We start from the raw sequence: 19,490 nt of genomic DNA on the forward strand, positions 1-19,490 counted from the left end.
ACGGGAGCGGCGCGCGGTGGCGGGCGGATGCGAGAGACCGCGATGGACAGGCAGACCGGCGGGGAGGCCGACTGGCCCGGGCGCGGCGCCCTCTACGACCTCGCCGGGTGCCTGCGCTTCTACTCCCGCCTGCCGGTGCCGCAACTGCCCGGCGAGCCGGATCCGCACCGGAGCCCCGACTTCACCACCCTGCCGCGGATGCTGCCGCTGGCCGGCCTGATCCTCGCTCTGCCCGGGGCCCTCGTGCTGGCGGCCGGCTGGGCCATCGGACTCGGGCCGTTCCTGGCCGCGACCCTCGCGGTGTCGGTGTCGGTGGTGGCGACCGGGGCCCTCCACGAGGATGGACTCGCCGACGTCGCCGACGGGTTCGGCGGCGGGATTACGCGGGAGCGCCGCTTGGAGATCATGCGCGACAGCCGGATCGGCGCCTACGGCGGCGCGGCCCTGGTCCTGGCGCTGGCCCTGCGGATCGGCGCCCTGGCGACGCTCCTCGACCGGACCGGCTACGCGGCCGTGACCGGCCTGCTCCTTGGGGCCACCCTGTCGCGGGTCGCCGCCCTCGCCCCGATGGTGCTGCTGGCGCCGGCGCGACCGGGCGGCCTCTCGGCCTCGGTCGGCCGCCCGGGCCGGGCGAGCCTCGCCACCGCGATCGGCCTCGGCGCGGCCCTGGCGCTCGGTGCGACGCTGCTCGGCCTGCCGTTCGGAGGGGTGGCGCTCATGATCCTGTGCGCCGGCCTCGCGGCTTTAGGCCTGACCCGGCTGGCGCGCGTTAAGATCGGCGGGCAGACCGGGGACGTGATCGGCGCCTGCCAGCAGGCCGCGGAGATCGCCGCCCTGCTGGCCCTGGTGGTGTCGGTGACAGATTGAGGAGACCTCCGACGTCATGACCCGGCCACGATCCCTCGGCCAAGGTTCCCTGATGCCGCCCGTGGAAAAGCCCTCCTCGCCCTGCACCAAGGTCTGCGTGCTCGACGCCGCGACCGGCCTGTGCTGCGGCTGCGGGCGGACCCGCGACGAGATCGCCGCCTGGGGTTCGATGCCGGAGGCCCGGCGCCGCGCCGTCATGGCGGGACTCGAGGCGCGGATGCGGGCCGCCGGCCTCACACCTCTGGAAGCGCCGCTGCCGTCATGATCTATCTCGGGCTCGCCGCGATCGCCCTGGTGATCGTCGCCCTGGTCCTCAGCGACGGCAGCGACAGCGTCGGCGGCGTGATCGAGCCCGATCAACTGGCCAATCTCGCCTGGACCGGCACGATCCTGCTCCTGGTGGTGGCCGGGTTCTGGCGGCAGTTCACGGCCCGGCTCGGCGCGAACCTGCGGGCGCTCCTGGCCTGGGCGCTGATCGGCCTCGCCCTGGTGATCGGCTACAGCTATCGGGACCGGATCCAGGGCGTCACGTCCCGGGTGGTCGGCGAACTCCGGCCCGGGACCGCCACGTCAAGCGGCGACGGATCCGTTACCATCACCCGGCGGGCGGACGGCGACTTCCGGGTGGACGCCGAGGTGAACGGCCGGGTCCAGCCGTTCCTGTTCGACACCGGCGCGAGCAGCGTGGTGCTGACCGCCGACAACGCCGCCGCCCTCGGCCTGACCCCCGAGCCCTCCGCCTTCACCGCCCGCGTCTCCACCGCCAACGGCATCACCTACGCGGCGCCGATCCAGCTCGACTCGCTCAGCGTCGGCACGATCACGGAGCGACGGGTGAACGCCATGGTGGCCAAGCCCGGCGCGCTCTCGGCGAACCTGCTCGGCCAGACCTTCCTGACGCGGCTCTCGGGCTCCGAGGTCCGCGGCGATCGCCTGATCCTGCGCCGGCCCTGACCGGGACGCCGCCGCTCAGGCCGCCCGGGCCTCCGGTGCGGTGCGGGACACCAGCGCCACGGCCGCCCGCAGGGTCGCGAGGTCAGCGTCCGGCCGCATGCCCGCGGTGGAGAGGTGGCGCCGGTAGGACCGCGCGCCCGGCCGGCCGTTGAACAGCCCCAGCATGTGCCGGGTCACCGCGTGCAGGCGCTCGCCCCGGGCGAGAAGGGCCGCGATATAGGGCTCGAACGCCTCCACCGCCGCGAAGGGGTCGGCCGCCGGGGCGTCCACGCCGAAGAGCTCCCGATCAACGTCGAGGAGCAGCGCCGGCTCGGTATAGGCGGCGCGACCGACCATGACGCCGTCGACCTCGTCGAGCCGCGCCCGCACGGCATCGAGGTCGCGCAGGCCGCCATTGACCGAGAGCGGTAGCCCGGGGAGCCGCCGCTTCAGCCGCTCCGCCCGGCCGTAATCGAGGGGCGGCACGTCGCGGTTCTCCTTGGGCGAGAGGCCCTGGAGCCAGGCCTTGCGGGCGTGGACGATCAGTCCGTCGACGCCCGCCGCCGCCACGGCGTCGGCTAGGGTATCCAGGGCCGCTTCGGGATCCTGGTCGTCGACGCCGATCCGGCACTTGACCGTCACCGGCACGGAGACCGCCGCCTTCATGGCCGCCACGCAGTCGCCGACCAGGGCCGGCTCGCGCATCAGGCAGGCGCCGAAGCGGCCCTCCTGCACGCGGTCCGAGGGGCAGCCGACATTGAGGTTGACCTCGTCATAGCCGAACTCGGCGGCGATCCGCGCGGCCTGGGCCAGCTCCGCCGGGTTCGACCCGCCGAGCTGGACCGCCACGGGATGTTCCGTTCCGGAGAATCCCAGCAGCCGCTCCCGCGGGCCGTGCAGGACAGCGCCGGTGGTGACCATCTCGGTGTACAGCCGGGCATGCGCCGAGAGGGTCCGGTGGAACGCGCGACAGTGGCGATCCGTCCAGTCCATCATCGGCGCGACGGAGAACCGCCATCCCGCCAGTGCGCCGCGTTCGTCAGCCGCCGTCACGTGTGCCCGATCCATTCTGTACCGGTAGGCCTCCACGCTCGACGATGCCGGGCTGCCCGAGGACGCCGCGTCTCGCCTTCAGCGTTTGTGGAGGATGCCCGTTCGATACCACGGGCTGGGGTTCCACGGTAGACCCGCCGCGTCTGTGATGCCCGACATGGAGCGAGCGTCCGAAGGCATGCTGTGCACGCGGAAGGACGGCCCGCAGCGTCAGCCGGTCCGGTTTCCGCTACGGCGCTTCGCCACAGGCTGACGGCTCCATGCTCCGGCTGGCCCCTGACGCGCGCCGGACACGCACGGGGGACATCGAGGGGCGATCCATTGATCGGGCTAGATGAGGATCGCACCGAACAAATTCATTCGTGTAGAAGAATAGTTTTGCCGTTCAGCCCATGAGATCGTCTTTTCTTGATCCTTCGTAAGACGATATCTATTCAAGATACTGGATTTTGAGAATTGTAAAGTTCACGAGTCATCAAAATACGGCGATCTTGTAGGAAGCTTGCAGTTAGCATAAGGACAATTCAAATCGATTGTTTGGAAGGTTGCCATGAGCGAAATTTATTCACCGGCAGGCCGTAAGTTCCCAGATCGTTTATCCGCGCTAAGATATTCATGCCTCACTATAAGATCCAAGATATATTTTCTGATTTTCGGGATCTTGCTGGCATTCATATCGATACTGGGAGTTGAGATATTTGCTAATACCGACTTGATGATGGAGGGCCGAAAGTCGGCGGTCCGCTTCCAGGTCGAGGCCGCGCACAGCCTCGTCACCGCCTTCGGCAAGCAGGCCGAGGCCGGGACGATCTCGCAGGACGAGGCGAAGCGGAGGGCCGGCGAGGCCCTGCGGGCGATCCGCTACAACGGCGGCAACTACGTCTTCGTCTACAGCGCGGCTCCGGGCGATATCGGGCGCAACGTCGTCCATCCGGATCCGAAGGTCCAGGGCACCAAGAGCCGCGACGACGCGGCGATGATGAAGACCTTCGTGGGCGAGATGGTCGAGCGTGGACGGAAGGGCGGCGGCTTCACCGCATATCGCTGGCCGCGCCTCGGCGAGACCGAGCCCGCGCCCAAGGTCGCGTACTCCCTGGCCTACGAACCGTGGCAGTGGATCGTCTCCTCCGCCCTCTACGTGGACGACATCGAGGCGATGGGCCGGGCGCGGATGCTGGAATCGCTCCTCTGGCTGGTCCCGATCTGCTTGGCGATCGTCGCGGTGGGGATCGTGCTCGTCCGGAGCATCACCAAGCCCCTGGCGGCCTTCACGGCGGCCCTGCGTCGGCTGGCCGGCGGCGACCTGACCTTCACGATCCCGGGGATCGGCCGCCACGACGAGATCGGCCGGATGGCCGCGGCGGCCGGGATCTTCCGCGACAGCATGCTCAAGGAGCAGGCACTGATCGCCGATCGGCTGTCCGACCAAGCCAAGCGCGAGGAGCGCGCCCGCTGGATGGAGGATCTGACGCGCAGCTTCGACCAGAGCGCGGGCGCGCTCCTGCAGCAGGTCGACAGCGCCGCCTCCGGGATGCAGCAGGCTTGCCGCGCCATGTCGGACACGGCCGTCGAGACCGCCAAGCAGGCCGGCTCGGCCGCCCATGCGGTCCAGCAGGCCTCCGCCAACGTGCAGACCGTGGCGGCGGCCACCGAGGAGCTGACCGCCTCGATCGCGGAGATCGGCGGACAGGCGATCAAGTCGGCGGAGATCGCGGGCCGGGCTGTGAGCGAGGCCGAGCGCACGGACCATCAGATCCGCGGACTCGCGGGCGCGGCGGAGCGGATCGGCGAGGTGGTGCGGATCATCTCGGCCATCGCCGAGCAGACGAGCCTGCTCGCCTTGAACGCGACGATCGAGGCGGCTCGCGCCGGTGAGGCCGGCCGCGGCTTCGCCGTGGTGGCCGCCGAGGTGAAGGGCTTGGCCGGCCAGACCGCCAAGGCGACCGAGGAGATCACCGCGCAGATCAGCGCCATCCAGCACGAGACCTCCGCGGCCGTGGGCGCCGTCCAGTCGATCGGCAAGACGGTGGACACGATGAACGCGATCGCGAGCGCGATCGCGGCGGCGGTGGAGCAGCAGCGCGCCGCCACGGGCGACATCTCCCGCAATATCGAGGAGGCGTCGCGGGGGACCGACGCGGTGAGCGGGACGGTGGTCTCAGCCTCGGCGGCCGCGGACGACACACGGCGGGTCGCTCAGGAGGTGGGGGAGGCGGCCAGCAGCGTGAGCCGCAGCGCGGAGGTGCTTCGCGCCGAGGTGGTGCGCTTCCTCGCCGACATGCGCGCCGCCTGACGTCGCGGGTCCCGACCCCTCCGGCCGAGCGCAGCGCCCGGCCAAAGGGACGCCGCTCAGAAGACCGGCATCGCGCCCGCCACGGTGACGAGCGCGCCGGACGTATAGCTGCTCTCCTCGGAGGCCAGCATCACGTAGGCCGAGGCGAGTTCCGCCGGCTGGCCCGGGCGGCCGAACGGCACTTGGCTGCCGAAGGACTTCACCGAATCCTGGCTCATCCCGGACGGGATGAACGGCGTCCAGATCGGGCCGGGCAGCACGCCGTTGACCCGTACGCCCGTCTCGGCCAGCAGCTGCGCGAGACTCAGCACCATGTTGCTCAGGGCGCCCTTGGTCGCGCTGTAGGCGAGGAGCGAGGGCATCGGATGCTTGGAATTCACCGAGGAGGTGAAGATCACGGAGGCGCCCGGCTTCAGATGGGCAAGCGCCGCCTTTGTCACGTAGAAGGACCCGAACACATTCGTGCGGAAATGGTCCTCAAAGATCGCGTCGTCGATCGACGCGAGATCCTGGTTCGGCTGCTGAAACGCGCCGTTGTTCACCAGCACGTCGAGCCGCCCGAAGGTCTCCACGGTGCGGGCGACGATCTGGCGCCCGTAGGCGGGATCCTTGAGGTCCCCTGGCAGGAGCAGCGCGCGCCGGCCCGCCTTCTCGATCCAGCCGCCCACCGCCTCGGCGTCCGCCTGCTCCTCCGGCAGGTAGGCAATGGCGACATCCGCGCCCTCCCGCGCGAAGGCGATCGCCACCGCGCGGCCGATGCCGCTGTCGCCGCCGGTGATCAGCGCGGCTTGCCCCGTGAGCTTCCCTGAGCCCGTGTAGCTCTCCTCGCCGTGATCCGGTTCGGGTTCCATCCGGCCCGTCTTGCCGGGGAAGCTCTGCGGCTGAGCCGCGAAGGGCGGTCGGGGATGCTTATGCAGCGGGTCCGTGGTCACGCGTCGTCTCCGGTGGGATGTCCGGTCCAACCGCGGGGCACCCGGGGTGTTCCGAGGCAGCCTCGCCGGGTCCAGGCCGCCCGGTTCGACAGTCTCGGCCGCGGCCGTGGAAGCACGGACACTGGGAACCTCTGCCTTGACGGTGCGTCGACATAGGGCAGCAACAGGCCTTGCGCAGTCTCGCGGGAAGAGGGAGCGCCGCCATGATCGAATCGCATCCTGAAGACCGGGCCGCGCGCCTGATCGACCGCGCCCTCGTGGCCGCGGCCATGCTCTCGCTGACCTTCGGCCTCGCCACGGGCCTCTGGGGCCTGTTGCAGTAGGGTGGGCCGGAATGCCGGCCGGATCAGCCGTACGCGCCGTGGATCGATCGTCCCGGCCGCGCCGGGCCCCATGGCGTCGCCCCGGTGCCTGTCGTCACCGGTCCCGGGGCCACGGCCTGCCCGTCGAGGGATCGGGCTTGCCCGGTCCGGAGACCTCGCGGCGCGAGGCCGTGGTTCGGAACGCATGCTGAGCCGCGCCCTGCTCGCGGCCGTGGTGTTCGCGGTCGGCGCCTTCCTGCTCTACCTGGCCAGCCTCGCCCGCGAGGCGCTGTCGCCGAACGAGCCCTACGCGAGCAGCATCGGGCTCACCCTCGACCAGTGTGTCGCGGCGCAGGACGGCCTCGCCGCGGAGGAGGCGCGGACCTATTGCCGGCGGCCCGTGCCGAAGCGGCTCTGAGCGGCGTCGGGCTCCAGGGCGAACCGGGGCCGCGCCACGCAAAACGCCCCACGAGCTGGCTCCTGGGGCGGCCTTCGACGGGGCGACCAGTCTGATCGGGCTGGGGATGCCCGCCGAAGGCCAGGGCTGGGCGGCTCAGTAGCTTCCGAACTTGTAGTTGACGCCGACGCGACCGAGCACGCCCTCGTTCTGGAAGCGCGTCCCGAAGACGTTGATGTTCCGGTAGGTCGGGAGGACGGGGATCGTGCGGCTGCCGAGGTCGTAGTACAGGGCCTCGCCCTTCACCGTCACGGCGCTGGAGTGGAAGACGTTCAGGAAGGAATCGGTGGGCAGCGCGTACTCGATGCCGCCGCCGACGACGTAGCCTGTCTCGGTGCGCGCGCGGCTTCCGTAGAAGTTCGGCTCGATCCGGGTCTGGAAGAGGCTCGCGCGGTAGGTGTCGCCCGCATAGGCGAAGCCACCCGTGGCGTAGAACAGGGTGCGGTCAACGGCATAACCGATCCGGCCGCGCACGGTGCCGAGGTAATCGCTGGATTGGCGGAAGTTGTGGGTCCCGAGGATGCTGCTCTGGAAGCTGCTGCTGCGGCGGAGAGCTGTGTAGGCTGCATCGGCCTCGACGCCGACGACGAAGCCGGAGCCGGGCGTGAACTGATAATTGTAGCCGACTTGGCCGCCACCCGTGAACCCATCTCGCGGCAGCGGAGCCGAGGCTGAATAGTCCAGGTCGGGGCGGCCGTTGGGGGCCCGGATCGTGCCCACTGTGTCCACTATATCCTTGGTCGAGGTGATATAGCCGGCGTTGATGCCAAAGTAAGCGCCCGTCCAGGTGAAGACCGGCACAGGAATCGCTGCTGGCGGGAGCGCCCGACGGGGCAGATCTGCGGCTGAAGCGACAGTGGTCAGGGCCGAGAGAGCGGCCACGGACGTAAAGATGTTCTTCATGTTGGTCGATTCCAGGAATAAGATACAGGAATCGATATATATGCCGCCACCAAGTCCGTCTGTTGTGCATTTGCAACAAGCAAAATCAAGCATATTTGAAAGATATATCTCGAAAAATGAGAATTAATTTCGAATTATATCTAGATTGAAATCGATAAAGGCGCGTTTCCGAGGTTCGGATTGTGTTTCTTCGGGCTGTCGCTTGCGGGAAAAACGGCCGTTGCGTCGCGCGGTTGAGGTCGACCGTGGGGGCGGCATCGCGACCTAAAAGAGCGGCGCCTGATCGGATATCGATCAGGCGCCGCTTCGGAAGTTGCCGAGGTCTGCATCGCGGAACCGGGACCGCCCAGCTCCGGCCCACGCTAATGGTCGTGGCTGCAGCCGGGTCCATGCACATGGCCGTGGCCGTGATCATGGTCGTGATCGTGGTGGCCGTGTTTGTGGCCATGATCGTGGCCTTGGTCGTGCCCATGGTGGTCGTGGCCATGGTGGTCGTGGCCATGGTGGTCGTGGTCATGGTGGTCGTGGCCGTGGTGATCGTGCCCGCAGGTGCTGTGATCGTGGGCGGCGTGCTCGGGGCGGAAGGCGCGGGAGACGGGGGTCGCGAGGCAGCCCTGTCCACGGACCAGCTCGGCCGTGGCGGGTGTCGCCGGGACGTAGAGCACGTCCCCGGCGATCTCGGCGGGCACGTGGCTGCCGCCGAGCTGCCAGGCCAGCCGCAGCAGCCGGGCGGGGTTCTCGGCGCGCACCTCCAGAAGGTCCTCCGCCTGGGCCCGCACCGCAACGAGCCGCCCGTCGTCGAGGCGAAGAGCATCGCCATCCTCAAGCGTCGCGGCCTTGGTGAGGGCCACCGAGAAGGTCAATCCGCCCTCTGCGACCAGCGAGCCCGCGGCTGCGGCCCGCGCCCCGTGGCCGAGGCTCACGGTGTCGGCGACGCGGTCGGCGCGCACGGCGGGCCGGCGGACGATCGTGGTGGCGGTCGGTATGGAACCCACGGACATGGAACCCTCGGACATAAAACCCTCGGACACGGTGCCGCGGCGGTGCCGGTCGGGGCGCCGCCTGCTGGGGTGGCATAGGGCGATCGGGGAACCCGACGCAACCTCAGTCGCAACTCCAGGCTCGGCGGATGGAACCTTAGCCGTATGGTCGCCATTCCTTTCCTGCTAAGCTCGGCGCGATCCGCCACGATCACGGCCAAATGCCGGACCGGATGCACAAGGGAGTTCCGAACCTATGAAGAAGCTCACGGCAGCCGCCCTCGCCACCATCGCCGCTCTCTCGCTCGGCGCCTGCAACACCCCCGAGGACCGGGCGCTCGGCGGCGCGGGCCTCGGCGCGCTGACCGGCGCGGCGATCGGCGCGGCCGCCACGGGCCGCGCGGGCGGCGCCCTTGCGGGCGCGGCCATCGGCGGTGCCGGAGGCGCCATCGTGGGCGCTTCGACCGCGCCGCGCTGCCCCTACGGGACCTATCGCGACGCCTACGGCAACATCTACTGCCGCTGACCTGCGGGAGGGGGGCCGGGCGCGATCCGGCCCTTCCTCACGGCCTGAGGAGCGGCTATCTCGACGCCCGGCCGGGCGCGTCCCCGGTGACGGACGCTTGCCGCCTACGATGACAGCACCGAGTCCACGATATTCGCCGGCGTCGCTCGACCGATGAATCCCGGCACCAAGACTTCCGCAACCCAGGCTCAGGGCGTCTGGGGCAAGATCGGCGGCGCCGGCCTCGGCCTCGCGATCGGCGGGCCCCTCGGGGCGCTGGTCGGCGGCGTCGCCGGTCACTTCCTCCTCGACCGGGTCGGTGCGCCCTTCGGCCGGACGCCCCGGGATGTCGTGTTCACCACCGGTCTGGTGGCGCTCGCCGCCAAGATGGCCAAGTCCGACGGCGTCGTGCTGCCCTCCGAGGTCGAGGCGTTCGGTCGGGTCGTGCAGGTGGAGCCGTCCGCGCGCGCGGGCGTCGAACGCCTGTTCGATCTCGCCAAGAAGACCACGAACGGCTTCGAGGCCTACGCGCAGCAGCTCGCCACGACCTTCGGCGACGAGCCGGCCCTGCTTGAGGACGTGCTCGACGGGCTGTTCCAGATCGCGGGCGCCGACGGGGCGCTCCACGAGGCGGAGGAGCGTTACCTGCGCGCCGTCTCGGGCATCTTCGGCTTCGACGAGGCCGCGTTCCGGCGCATCGCCGCCCGGCATGTGCGGCTGCCGGACGATCCCTACGGCGTCCTCGGACTCGACCGGGAGGCGGACGACGCCGCTGTGAAGGCGCGCCACCGCGCGCTGGTGGCCGAGCACCACCCCGACCGGGCGCTCGCCCGCGGCCTGCCCACGGAGGCCGTGGCCATCGCCACGCGGCGGCTCGCCGCGATCAACGCCGCCTACGACCGGGTCGCGCAGGAGCGCGGGCTGCGGTGAGCCTCGTTCCCGACACCCCCCTCGCCCGCCGCGTCGCACCCTCGCCGAACCACGGCGCCCGCCGGGCCGGGCCGCTCGACATGCTGATCCTGCACTACACCGGCATGGAGAGCGGGGCCGCGGCGCTGGCGCGCCTGCGCGACCCGCTGAGCGAGGTCTCGGCCCATTACCTCGTGTTCGAAGATGGCGGCATCGTCCAGCTGGTGCCGGAGGGCCGCCGGGCCTGGCACGCGGGCGCAGGTGCCTGGAAGGGCGAGACCGACATCAACTCCCGCTCCATCGGGATCGAGATCGTGAATCCGGGCCATGCCGGCGGCTTGCCGCCCTACCCTGAGGCGCAGATCGACGCCGTGACCGCCCTGTCGCGCGACATCCTCGGCCGCTGGCCGATCCCACCCGAGCGGGTGCTCGGCCACTCCGACATCGCCCCCGAGCGCAAGGAGGACCCGGGCGAGACCTTCCCGTGGGCGCGTCTGGCGGCGGCGGGAATCGGCCACGGGGTGCCGCCGGCGCCTATGCGGGACGGCCGCTTCTTCGCCCAGGGCGATTCCGGCCAGCCCGTCGAGGCGCTGCAGGCGATGTTCGCCCTGTACGGCTATGACCTGCCGGTCAGCGGCATGTTCGACGGGCGCACGCACGCGGTGGTCACAGCGTTCCAGCGCCACTTCCGGCAGGCGCGGGTGGACGGCGTGGCCGACGCCTCGACCATCACCACCCTCCGTGACCTGATCGCGGCCCTCCCGGCCGCCTGAGGACAGGCCGGATCAGGCCCGGTGGGCCCGCGCCTCGTGCGGGTGTCCGGACTCCGGGACCGCCTCGGCCGGCGCGTCGGTCCGTGTCCGCCACAGGCTGTAGACGACGCCCGCCGCCAGGAAGGTGAGCGTCACCACCAGCGAGACCCACGGCGGCACCGCGACGAGCCCGAACGTGTCGGCGACCACGATCTTGGCGCCGATGAAGATCAGGATGAAGGCGAGCGCCGTCTTGAGATAGGCGAAGCGATCTACCATCGCGGCGAGGGCGAAATAGAGCGCCCGCAGGCCCAGGATCGCGAAGATGTTGGAGGTATAGACCACGAACGTGTCGGTGGTGATGGCGAAGATCGCCGGCACGCTGTCGACCGCGAAGATCACGTCGGCGCCGTTCACCAGCACCAGGGCGAGCGCGAGCGGCGTGAAGTACCGGGCCACCCGGCCGGTCTTCGGATCGGTCTTGCGCACAGTGAAGCGCTGGCCGTGCAGGTCGGGCGTGACACGGAAGGTCGTCTTGAACCAGCGCACGACCGCGCTGTTCTGGAAATCGCCCTCTTCCTCGTCGCCGGAGAGCAGGATCTTCAGGCCGGCGTAGATCAGGAAGGCGGCGAACAGCGACAGGACCCAGTGCACCTGATGCACCAGGGCCGCGCCGAGCCCGATCATCAAGCCGCGCAGGAGCACCGCGCCCAGGATGCCCCAGAGCAGGACCCGGTGCTGAGCCGCGCGGGGGACGCCCAGCGCCGTGAGGATCATCGCGATGACGAAGACGTTGTCCATCGACAGCGACTTCTCGACCACGAGACCGGTGACGTACTCCTCGCCCGCCTGGGGGCCGATGTACCACCAGACCCAGCCGCCGAACGCCAGACCGAGGACGAGGTAGAAGCCGGTGAGCAGGAGGCTCTCCCGGACGCCGATCTCGTGGTCCTTGTCGCGGTGGAGAAGTCCCAGGTCGAAGGCCAGGAGGCAGGCGATCAGGACGTGGAACCCGAGCCACATCCACAACGGCTTGCCGAGCCATTCGACGGTGAGGACGTCCATCATGTGCGGGACCTGATGCTGATTCCAGACGGAAAGCATCGGCTCCGACATCACGGGCGCTGAGGAGCGCCCGCCAGAGGGGCCCGCAGCCGATGCAGGCGAGGTAAGAGGCGATCGGGGCGAATCAAGGGCAGGATCTGGCGGCCGGGTGCCGGATGACGGGCTACGGCTGCGGGTGGCGAGGCCCGGACCGGCTCGGGCACGTGGCTCCCTGTAAGACGGAGCCGACCGGGACGGACAGGACCCTCAAGCCGGCTTGTCCGGCGTCCGGCCGTCCATGCGCGGCGAGGTGCGCTCGCCGAGCGGCCGCTCCTCCATCAGCGCCAGAAACGCGAAGGCCGCGAGGAGTCCGAGGCAGGCGGCCAGGAACACGTGCCGGAACGTCAGGGCGAGGCGGGCCGGATCGGCGCCGCGGATCAGGCTCTCCACGTCGTGCCCCCCGGACGCGCCGCCCGCGACACCGCCCAGGACGATGGTGCCGAAGGCCGCCACGATCAGGGCGCCCCCCAGCGAGCGGAAGAAGTTCATCGACGCCGTCGCGATGCCGAGCTGGTGGCGCGCCACCGCGTTCTGGATCGCGATGGTGGAGAGCGGCAGGATCGTCCCGATCCCCATGGAGAGCAGCGCGAACAGCACCTCCATCAGCCAGAAGGGGAGCGCCCGTCCCTGCCAGGCGATGACCCCGCAGCAGGCGAGGCTGATGCACATCATGGCGAGCGGCACGCGCTTGTAGTGCCGGAAATAGATCATCGACCGGCCCGACAGGGTGGCGCCCGTGACGGTGCCGATCATGAGTGGCACCAGGGCGACGCCGGCCTCGCTCGCCGAGAGGCCGATCACACCCTCGAGGAAGATCGGCACGTAGATGGTCAGTCCGATGAAGGTGCCCATGGCGAAGCAGGCGGCCAGCGTCGCGCTATAGACGACTTGGTTCTTCAGCACCTCGGTGGGGATCAGCGGCTCGGCCGCCGTGGCGAGCCGCGCCGCGAAGCCGCCGCCCAGCAGGGCCGCCAGGGCCAGGAGGCTCAGGACCGGCGCGGAGCCCCACGGGTAGCGCACGCCGCCCCAACTCAGGGCCAGCAACAGGGCGATCGAGCCCGAGACCATCAGGGCGGCCCCGGGCCAGTCCAGCCGGTGCTGGCGGTCGTGGCGCGGCAGGCGCTTCAGGTTGGCGTTGGTCAGCGCGAAGGCGAGGACACCGATCGGCAGGTTGATCCAGAAGATCAGCGACCAGTGCAGGTGCTGGGCGAAGAAGCCCCCGAGCAGCGGCCCCGCCACCGAGGCCGCGACGAACACGCCCGCGATCACCACTTGGTAACGCGCCCGCTCTTTGGGCGACATGATGTCGGCCAGGATGGTCTGCGCCAGCGCGATCAGCCCGCCCCCGCCGATCCCCTGGAGACCCCGGGCCAGCGCCAGCGTCACCATCGTGGGCGCCAGCGCGCAGGCCAGCGACCCGATCACGAAGGTGCCGATGGCGATCAGGAGCATGACCCGCCGGCCGTGGATGTCGGAGAGCTTGCCGTAGAGCGGCGTCACCGCCGTGGAGGCCAGCAGATAGGCGGTGACGATCCAGGGGAGGTTGGCGGCGTCGCCCAGCGCGAGGCCGATGGTCGGCATGGCGGTCGCCACGATGGTCTGGTCGAGGGCGGCCAGCAGCATCGCGGTCATCAGACCGAGGACGATCGCGCGGATCTCGCCGTGGTTGAGCACGACCGGCGGGGCGGCGGAACCCGGTTGTGCCGGGATCCCTGTGACGGCGACGGGGCTGGCCACGTGCAGGAGCCTCTGGTCCGGGCCGCGCTTCAGCCCGCTCCGGAGCCGGCTTGAGCGGCGTGAAGGGGCGCGCGGCGGCGCAGCCGCAGCGGGCCGATACCGGCCGGTACGGGATTGGGGAAGTACTTATGTTCGATGGGCGGCAATTCCCGCCGGTTCAGGGACCGGGTTCGTCCGATCGGGCGTGGCCTCCGCTCCGGGTGAGGGCCACGGCTGGAAAGCGTCCGTGACAACGCGATCGGCCGGCGCGCTTGACTGCGCGCCGGCCGGAAACCCTTCACGACGGTCTCAGGTGAGCCGGATCAGGCCGGCTGGCCGGACGATTCGAACAGGAAGCCGTCGAGGCTGGGAATCGTCACCGACGCACCGCAGGCCGGCTTCGACAGGCGCCACGGCCGCTCGGCCCGGGCGCGGATCGCCTCCGAGGGCCGCAGCCGCCGCGCGGTCCCATCCTCGCCCATCTCCTCGATGGCCAGGAAGCCGTAGACCTGCAGGCGCGAGGCCGTGAGCTTCAGCGCGCGGTCATCGGCGGCGACGATCAGGCTGCCCGTGGCGTAGACCGCGTCCAGCAGGGAGCGCTGCTCGCCGCGCCTGCGGTTGCGCGCGTCCCGCTCGCCCGGTGCCTGGGACGGGAGTGGCCGCCGGAACGGAACGACGTTGCTGACCGCGACGCAACCCATACGCAACATCCTCGACGCGAACGTGAGGGCGGCGTGCCGGCCGCCCGGTGTTCGCGACAATTCGACGGATCGCTTTAATTCTCCGTAGACCGAGACGGCGCCCCCCTGCCCCGATCCGGCACGCCGGACCGGAGCCGCCCTGCAGGATTTGCCGGGTCTCCCGCGCCCAGCCCTGACGACCTCACGCCAAGAGCAGCGGCCTCGATCCGCAACCATTCAATTTTCACCTGCGACGTTCGAGGCTGTCGTCGCTGCATGTGACGCGGGTTAGGGCTGCATCGCGCGAAGGGTCCACTGGGAACGGTCGACCTTGCCGGCCTCCACACCTGCACGTGTCCCCGCGAAGTCGCCAGTGCAGGTGGCTGCAGGGGCCTGCGCGGCGGCCCGGAAGGGCGTCGCTCGGGCGCTCGGAATTTCGGCGTCTTGACCGATCCTTAACCTCCCGCGCGGTGCAGTTTTCTGCCGCGCACGCATTGACCTGCGGGGCAACCGCGTCTAGAAGCGCGCCACTTCGGACGGCCATCGGCTGCCGACGGCCCTTGGGCACACCCCCGGAAGCCGCCGCCATCGCCCCGAGCGCTCCGAGGGTTCAAATCGCCTGACGTGTAAGTCAGATCCGTAGGTACGAGCGCGTTCGTTTCGGGCGTGCTCCTCTGCCCACACCGCGCCGAGGGTCCGTGACTGGCCCTCCGGCGCATATTCGTTTTGCGGACTGCCCTGCGCAGTCCGGCCTAGGTGACCGAGGAAGAGGGCACAGGATGCCGACGATCAACCAGCTGATCGCCCAGCCGCGGAAGATCCAGCGGAGCCGCAACAAGGTTCCGGCGCTCGACGCTTGCCCGCAGAAGCGCGGCGTCTGCACCCGCGTCTACACGACGACCCCGAAGAAGCCGAACTCGGCGCTCCGCAAGGTCGCCAAGGTCCGTCTGACCAACGGCTTCGAGGTGATCGGCTACATCCCGGGCGAGGGCCACAACCTTCAGGAGCACTCCGTGGTGATGATCCGCGGCGGCCGCGTGAAGGACCTTCCGGGCGTGCGCTATCACATCCTGCGCGGCGTGCTCGACACGCAGGGCGTGAAGAACCGCAAGCAGCGCCGGTCGAAGTACGGCGCCAAGCGTCCGAAGTAAGTTCGGGGCCCGGGCATTTTCCGGGCACCGGTTCGCGTTTCCACGGCCCTGTAAGGATGCCGCCGGCCGGAAGGCTCAGGTGGCCTGCGCAGGGTGCTTAAGATCTTTTCGTTCGAGAGCCGCAAACAATGTCCCGTCGTCACTCTGCCGAGAAGCGCGAGATCATCCCGGACCCGAAGTACGGGGACGTGGTGCTCACGAAGTTCATGAACTCCATCATGTACGAGGGCAAGAAGTCGACCGCGGAGCGGATCGTCTACGGTGCCTTCGACATCGTCGAGAACCGCGCCCGCGCCAACCCGATCGAGGTGTTCCGCGCCGCCCTCGACAATGTCGCCCCGATGATCGAGGTCCGCTCCCGCCGCGTCGGCGGCGCGACCTACCAGGTCCCCGTCGAGGTCCGCACCGAGCGCCGCCAGGCGCTGGCGATCCGCTGGCTGATCCAGGCCGCCCGGTCCCGGAACGATCGCACCATGATCGAGCGCCTCTCCGCCGAGCTGCTCGACGCCGCCAACAACCGCGGCAACGCCGTCAAGAAGCGGGAAGACACGCACCGGATGGCGGAAGCCAACCGCGCCTTCTCGCACTACCGCTGGTAAGCGGTTCCGCCGTCTCTCAGGAGCAATTCGATGCCCCGCACGCACGCGATCGAGGACTACCGCAACTTCGGCATCATGGCCCACATCGATGCCGGCAAGACCACGACGACCGAGCGGATCCTCTACTACACCGGAAAGTCCCACAAGATCGGCGAGGTCCATGAGGGCGCCGCCACCATGGACTGGATGGAGCAGGAGCAGGAGCGTGGCATCACGATCACCTCGGCTGCGACCACCTGTTTCTGGCGCGACAAGCGCCTGAACATCATCGACACCCCCGGCCACGTCGACTTCACCATCGAAGTGGAGCGCTCGCTCCGCGTGCTCGACGGCGCCGTGTGCGTGCTCGACGGCAACCAGGGCGTCGAGCCGCAGACCGAGACCGTGTGGCGTCAAGCCGACAAGTATGACGTGCCGCGCGTCGTGTTCGTCAACAAGATGGACAAGATCGGCGCCGACTTCTTCAAGTGCGTCGCGGACATCATCGATCGCGTCGCCGGCAAGCCGGTGTGCCTCCAGCTTCCGATCGGGGCCGAGTCCAGCTTCCAGGGCGTGATCGACCTCATCAAGATGAAGGCGATCGTCTGGTCCGGTGAGGCGCTCGGCGCCAACTTCGACGAGGTCGAGATCCCGGCCGACCTGAAGGATCAGGCCGTCGAGTACCGCACCAAGCTGGTCGAGGCCTGCGTCGAGCTCGACGACGACGCCATGGCCGCTTACCTCGACGGCACCGAGCCGGACGAGGACGCCATGCGCAAGCTCGTGCGCAAGGCCGTGCAGCTGCGCGCCTTCCACCCGGTGCTCTGCGGCTCGGCCTTCAAGAACAAGGGCGTGCAGCCACTCCTCGACGCCGTCGTGGACTACCTGCCCTCCCCCGCCGATCGCGGCGAGATCAAGGGTATCGACTTCAAGACCGAGGAAGAGACCGTCCGTCATCCGACGGATTCGGATCCTTTCTCCATGCTCGCCTTCAAGATCATGGACGACCCCCACGTCGGCACGATCACCTTCTGCCGCGTGTACTCGGGCAAGGTCGAATCGGGCGCCAACGTGCTCAACTCCTCGCGCGACAAGAAGGAGCGCGTCGGCCGCATGCTCCTGATGCACGCCAACAACCGCGAGGACATCAAGGAGGCCTACGCGGGCGACATCGTCGCCCTGGCCGGCCTCAAGGATACCCGCACCGGCGACACCCTCTGCGACTCGCAGAAGGCCGTCATCCTCGAGAAGATGGAGTTCCCGGAGCCGGTGATCGAGATCGCCGTCGAGCCGAAGTCGAAGGCCGACCAGGAGAAGCTCGGCATCGCGCTCTCGAAGCTCGCCGCCGAGGATCCGTCCTTCCGTGTGTCCACCGATCAGGAATCGGGCCAGACCATCCTCAAGGGGATGGGCGAGCTCCACCTGGACATCAAGGTCGACATCCTGCGCCGCACCTACAAGGTCGACGCGAATATCGGCCAGCCGCAGGTGGCCTACCGCGAGAAGCTGACCCGCCGTCAGGAGATCGACTACACCCACAAGAAGCAGACCGGCGGTACCGGCCAGTTCGCGCGGGTGAAGTTCGTCGTCGAGCCGAACGAGCCGGGCGCAGGCTTCGCGTTCGAATCGAAGATCGTCGGCGGCGCGGTGCCGAAGGAGTACATCCCGGGCGTCGAGAAGGGCCTGAACTCGGTCCTCGGCGCGGGCGTGCTCGCCGGCTTCCCAGTGGTCGACGTCAAGGTCGAGCTGATCGACGGCGCCTACCACGACGTCGACTCGTCGGCGCTGGCCTTCGAGATCGCCTCGCGCGCGGCCTTCCGTGAGGCCCTGCAGAAGGGTGGCTCGGTCCTGCTCGAGCCGGTCATGAAGGTCGAGGTCGTCTCGCCGGAAGAGTATACCGGCTCGGTCATCGGCGACCTGAATGCCCGCCGTGGTCAGATCCAGGGCCAGGACATGCGCGGCAACGCCAACGTCATCAACGCGATGGTGCCGCTGGCCAACATGTTCGGCTACGTGAACCAGCTGCGCTCCTTCTCGCAGGGCCGCGCCAACTTCACGATGCAGTTCGACCATTACGAAGAGGTGCCGCGCGGCGAGGCCGACAAGGTCATCGCCAAGTACGCCTGAGGTTCACGCCTAAGCATCTCTTCTTCCGCAACGCGAATTCGAATTTAGGAGGCTCTGATGGGCAAGGAAAAGTTCTCCCGCACCAAGCCGCACTGCAACATCGGCACGATTGGGCACGTTGACCACGGCAAGACGTCGCTGACGGCGGCGATCACGAAGGTTCTGGCGGAGACGGGCGGGGCGACGTTCACGGCCTACGACCAGATCGACAAGGCGCCGGAGGAGAAGGCGCGCGGGATCACGATCTCGACGGCGCACGTGGAGTACGAGACCTCGAACCGGCACTACGCGCACGTGGACTGCCCCGGCCACGCCGACTACGTGAAGAACATGATCACGGGCGCGGCGCAGATGGACGGCGCGATCCTGGTGGTGTCGGCGGCCGACGGCCCGATGCCGCAGACGCGCGAGCACATCCTGCTGGCGCGTCAGGTCGGCGTTCCGGCTCTGGTGGTGTTCCTCAACAAGGTCGACATGGTCGACGACGAGGAGCTGCTGGAGCTGGTGGAGCTTGAGGTGCGCGAGCTTCTCTCGAAGTACGACTTCCCGGGCGACGACATCCCGATCACCAAGGGCTCGGCGCTGATGGCGCTGGAGGACAAGGAGCCCAAGATCGGCAAGGAGGCGGTGCTGGCGCTGATGGCGACGGTGGACAGCTACATCCCGCAGCCGGAGCGCCCGATCGACATGCCGTTCCTGATGCCGATCGAGGACGTGTTCTCGATCTCGGGCCGCGGCACGGTGGTGACGGGCCGCGTCGAGCGCGGCATCGTGAAGGTGGGCGAGGAAGTCGAGATCGTCGGCATCCGGGCGACCACGAAGACGACGGTCACGGGCGTGGAGATGTTCCGCAAGCTGCTCGACCAGGGCCAGGCGGGCGACAACGTCGGCGTTCTCCTGCGCGGCACGAAGCGCGAGGACGTGGAGCGCGGCCAGGTGGTGTGCAAGCCGGGTTCGGTGAAGCCGCACGCGAAGTTCAAGGCCGAGGCGTACATCCTGACCAAGGAGGAGGGCGGGCGCCACACGCCGTTCTTCACGAACTACCGGCCGCAGTTCTACTTCCGCACGACGGACGTGACCGGGATCTGCACGCTGCCGGAGGGCACCGAGATGGTGATGCCGGGCGACAACGTGACCATGGACGTGGCGCTGATCGTGCCGGTGGCCATGGAGGAGAAGCTGCGCTTCGCCATCCGCGAGGGCGGCCGCACCGTCGGCGCCGGCGTCGTCGCCGCCATCAACGACTGA

General features: G+C 69.2%; 19 protein-coding genes. 12 read left to right on the forward strand and 7 right to left on the reverse strand.

All coding sequences use genetic code 11. The annotated features are described in order from the left end of the window. The first annotated feature begins 42 nt into the window (after positions 1–42). The 3 genes from cobS to ACLBX9_RS25365 are packed head-to-tail and all read left to right on the forward strand — an operon-like array spanning position 43 to position 1,821. Positions 43–867, forward strand: a complete 825-nt coding sequence (cobS, locus tag ACLBX9_RS25355; RefSeq protein WP_447720873.1) for an adenosylcobinamide-GDP ribazoletransferase — start codon at positions 43–45, stop codon at positions 865–867. A gap of 52 nt (positions 868–919) precedes the next feature. Beyond that, the gene (locus ACLBX9_RS25360) at positions 920–1,132 is read left to right on the forward strand and encodes a DUF1289 domain-containing protein (RefSeq protein ID WP_447720881.1); all 213 of its coding nucleotides are present in this window, start codon (positions 920–922) and stop codon (positions 1,130–1,132) included. Further along, positions 1,129–1,821, forward strand: a complete 693-nt coding sequence (locus ACLBX9_RS25365; RefSeq protein ID WP_447720874.1) for a retropepsin-like aspartic protease family protein — start codon at positions 1,129–1,131, stop codon at positions 1,819–1,821. Before ACLBX9_RS25360 ends, ACLBX9_RS25365 begins: the two co-directional genes overlap by 4 nt. 15 nt (positions 1,822–1,836) lie before the next feature. On the opposite strand, the gene dusA is transcribed toward ACLBX9_RS25365, so the two are convergent. Further along, positions 1,837–2,868, reverse strand: coding sequence for a tRNA dihydrouridine(20/20a) synthase DusA (gene dusA / locus ACLBX9_RS25370; RefSeq protein ID WP_447720875.1), 1,032 nt, complete (start codon positions 2,866–2,868; stop codon positions 1,837–1,839). Positions 2,869–3,568: 700 nt separating this feature from the next. Here dusA and ACLBX9_RS25375 point away from each other — a divergent pair. Then, positions 3,569–5,146, forward strand: a complete 1,578-nt coding sequence (locus tag ACLBX9_RS25375; RefSeq protein WP_447720876.1) for a cache domain-containing protein — start codon at positions 3,569–3,571, stop codon at positions 5,144–5,146. 56 nt (positions 5,147–5,202) lie between these two features. Here ACLBX9_RS25375 and ACLBX9_RS25380 read toward each other — a convergent pair whose 3' ends face one another. Beyond that, complete coding sequence (locus ACLBX9_RS25380) at positions 5,203–6,078, reverse strand: SDR family oxidoreductase (protein ID WP_447720877.1); 876 nt, start codon at positions 6,076–6,078, stop codon at positions 5,203–5,205. A gap of 507 nt (positions 6,079–6,585) precedes the next feature. Between ACLBX9_RS25380 and ACLBX9_RS25385 the strand changes: the two genes are divergently transcribed. After that, a complete protein-coding gene (locus ACLBX9_RS25385) occupies positions 6,586–6,798 on the forward strand; it encodes a hypothetical protein (protein ID WP_010686911.1) in 213 nt (70 codons plus the stop codon). A gap of 135 nt (positions 6,799–6,933) precedes the next feature. Here the strand turns inward: ACLBX9_RS25385 and ACLBX9_RS25390 are convergent, their stop codons facing one another. Beyond that, a complete protein-coding gene (locus tag ACLBX9_RS25390) occupies positions 6,934–7,740 on the reverse strand; it encodes an outer membrane protein (RefSeq protein ID WP_447720878.1) in 807 nt (268 codons plus the stop codon). A gap of 362 nt (positions 7,741–8,102) precedes the next feature. Continuing rightward, the gene (locus tag ACLBX9_RS25395; RefSeq protein WP_447720882.1) at positions 8,103–8,726 is read right to left on the reverse strand and encodes an urease accessory protein UreE; all 624 of its coding nucleotides are present in this window, start codon (positions 8,724–8,726) and stop codon (positions 8,103–8,105) included. Positions 8,727–8,976: 250 nt separating this feature from the next. On the opposite strand from ACLBX9_RS25395, the gene ACLBX9_RS25400 reads away from it, so the two are divergent. From ACLBX9_RS25400 to ACLBX9_RS25410, 3 genes are all read left to right on the forward strand, one after another. Next, positions 8,977–9,246, forward strand: coding sequence for a hypothetical protein (locus tag ACLBX9_RS25400; protein ID WP_007560631.1), 270 nt, complete (start codon positions 8,977–8,979; stop codon positions 9,244–9,246). Positions 9,247–9,399: 153 nt separating this feature from the next. Continuing rightward, positions 9,400–10,155 carry a TerB family tellurite resistance protein gene (locus tag ACLBX9_RS25405; RefSeq protein ID WP_010686908.1) on the forward strand — a complete coding sequence of 252 codons (756 nt, stop codon included), beginning with the start codon at positions 9,400–9,402 and terminating at the stop codon, positions 10,153–10,155. Continuing rightward, positions 10,152–10,907, forward strand: coding sequence for an N-acetylmuramoyl-L-alanine amidase (locus tag ACLBX9_RS25410; protein ID WP_010686907.1), 756 nt, complete (start codon positions 10,152–10,154; stop codon positions 10,905–10,907). The genes ACLBX9_RS25405 and ACLBX9_RS25410 overlap by 4 nt, the downstream gene beginning before the upstream one ends. A 12-nt stretch (positions 10,908–10,919) precedes the next feature. Here the strand turns inward: ACLBX9_RS25410 and ACLBX9_RS25415 are convergent, their stop codons facing one another. From ACLBX9_RS25415 to ACLBX9_RS25425, 3 genes are all read right to left on the reverse strand, one after another. Next, positions 10,920–11,954: a TerC family protein gene (locus tag ACLBX9_RS25415; protein WP_039894693.1), complete on the reverse strand. Its 1,035-nt coding sequence runs from the start codon at positions 11,952–11,954 to the stop codon at positions 10,920–10,922. 243 nt (positions 11,955–12,197) lie between these two features. After that, positions 12,198–13,727, reverse strand: coding sequence for an MDR family MFS transporter (locus ACLBX9_RS25420; RefSeq protein WP_447720879.1), 1,530 nt, complete (start codon positions 13,725–13,727; stop codon positions 12,198–12,200). 302 nt (positions 13,728–14,029) lie between these two features. After that, a complete protein-coding gene (locus ACLBX9_RS25425; protein WP_010686904.1) occupies positions 14,030–14,407 on the reverse strand; it encodes a hypothetical protein in 378 nt (125 codons plus the stop codon). Between the two features lie 758 nt (positions 14,408–15,165). Here ACLBX9_RS25425 and rpsL point away from each other — a divergent pair. The 4 genes from rpsL (at position 15,166) to tuf (ending at position 19,490) form a co-directional block, all read left to right on the forward strand. Beyond that, positions 15,166–15,537 (forward strand): 30S ribosomal protein S12, encoded by a 372-nt coding sequence (rpsL, locus tag ACLBX9_RS25430; RefSeq protein ID WP_007557568.1) that lies wholly within the window; start codon positions 15,166–15,168, stop codon positions 15,535–15,537. 128 nt (positions 15,538–15,665) lie between these two features. Further along, positions 15,666–16,136, forward strand: coding sequence for a 30S ribosomal protein S7 (gene rpsG / locus ACLBX9_RS25435; RefSeq protein WP_007557567.1), 471 nt, complete (start codon positions 15,666–15,668; stop codon positions 16,134–16,136). Positions 16,137–16,166: 30 nt separating this feature from the next. Further along, a complete protein-coding gene (gene fusA / locus ACLBX9_RS25440) occupies positions 16,167–18,242 on the forward strand; it encodes an elongation factor G (protein WP_010686903.1) in 2,076 nt (691 codons plus the stop codon). Positions 18,243–18,299: 57 nt separating this feature from the next. Then, positions 18,300–19,490, forward strand: coding sequence for an elongation factor Tu (gene tuf, locus ACLBX9_RS25445; RefSeq protein WP_010686902.1), 1,191 nt, complete (start codon positions 18,300–18,302; stop codon positions 19,488–19,490).

This window comes from Methylobacterium sp. A49B (assembly GCF_053346215.1).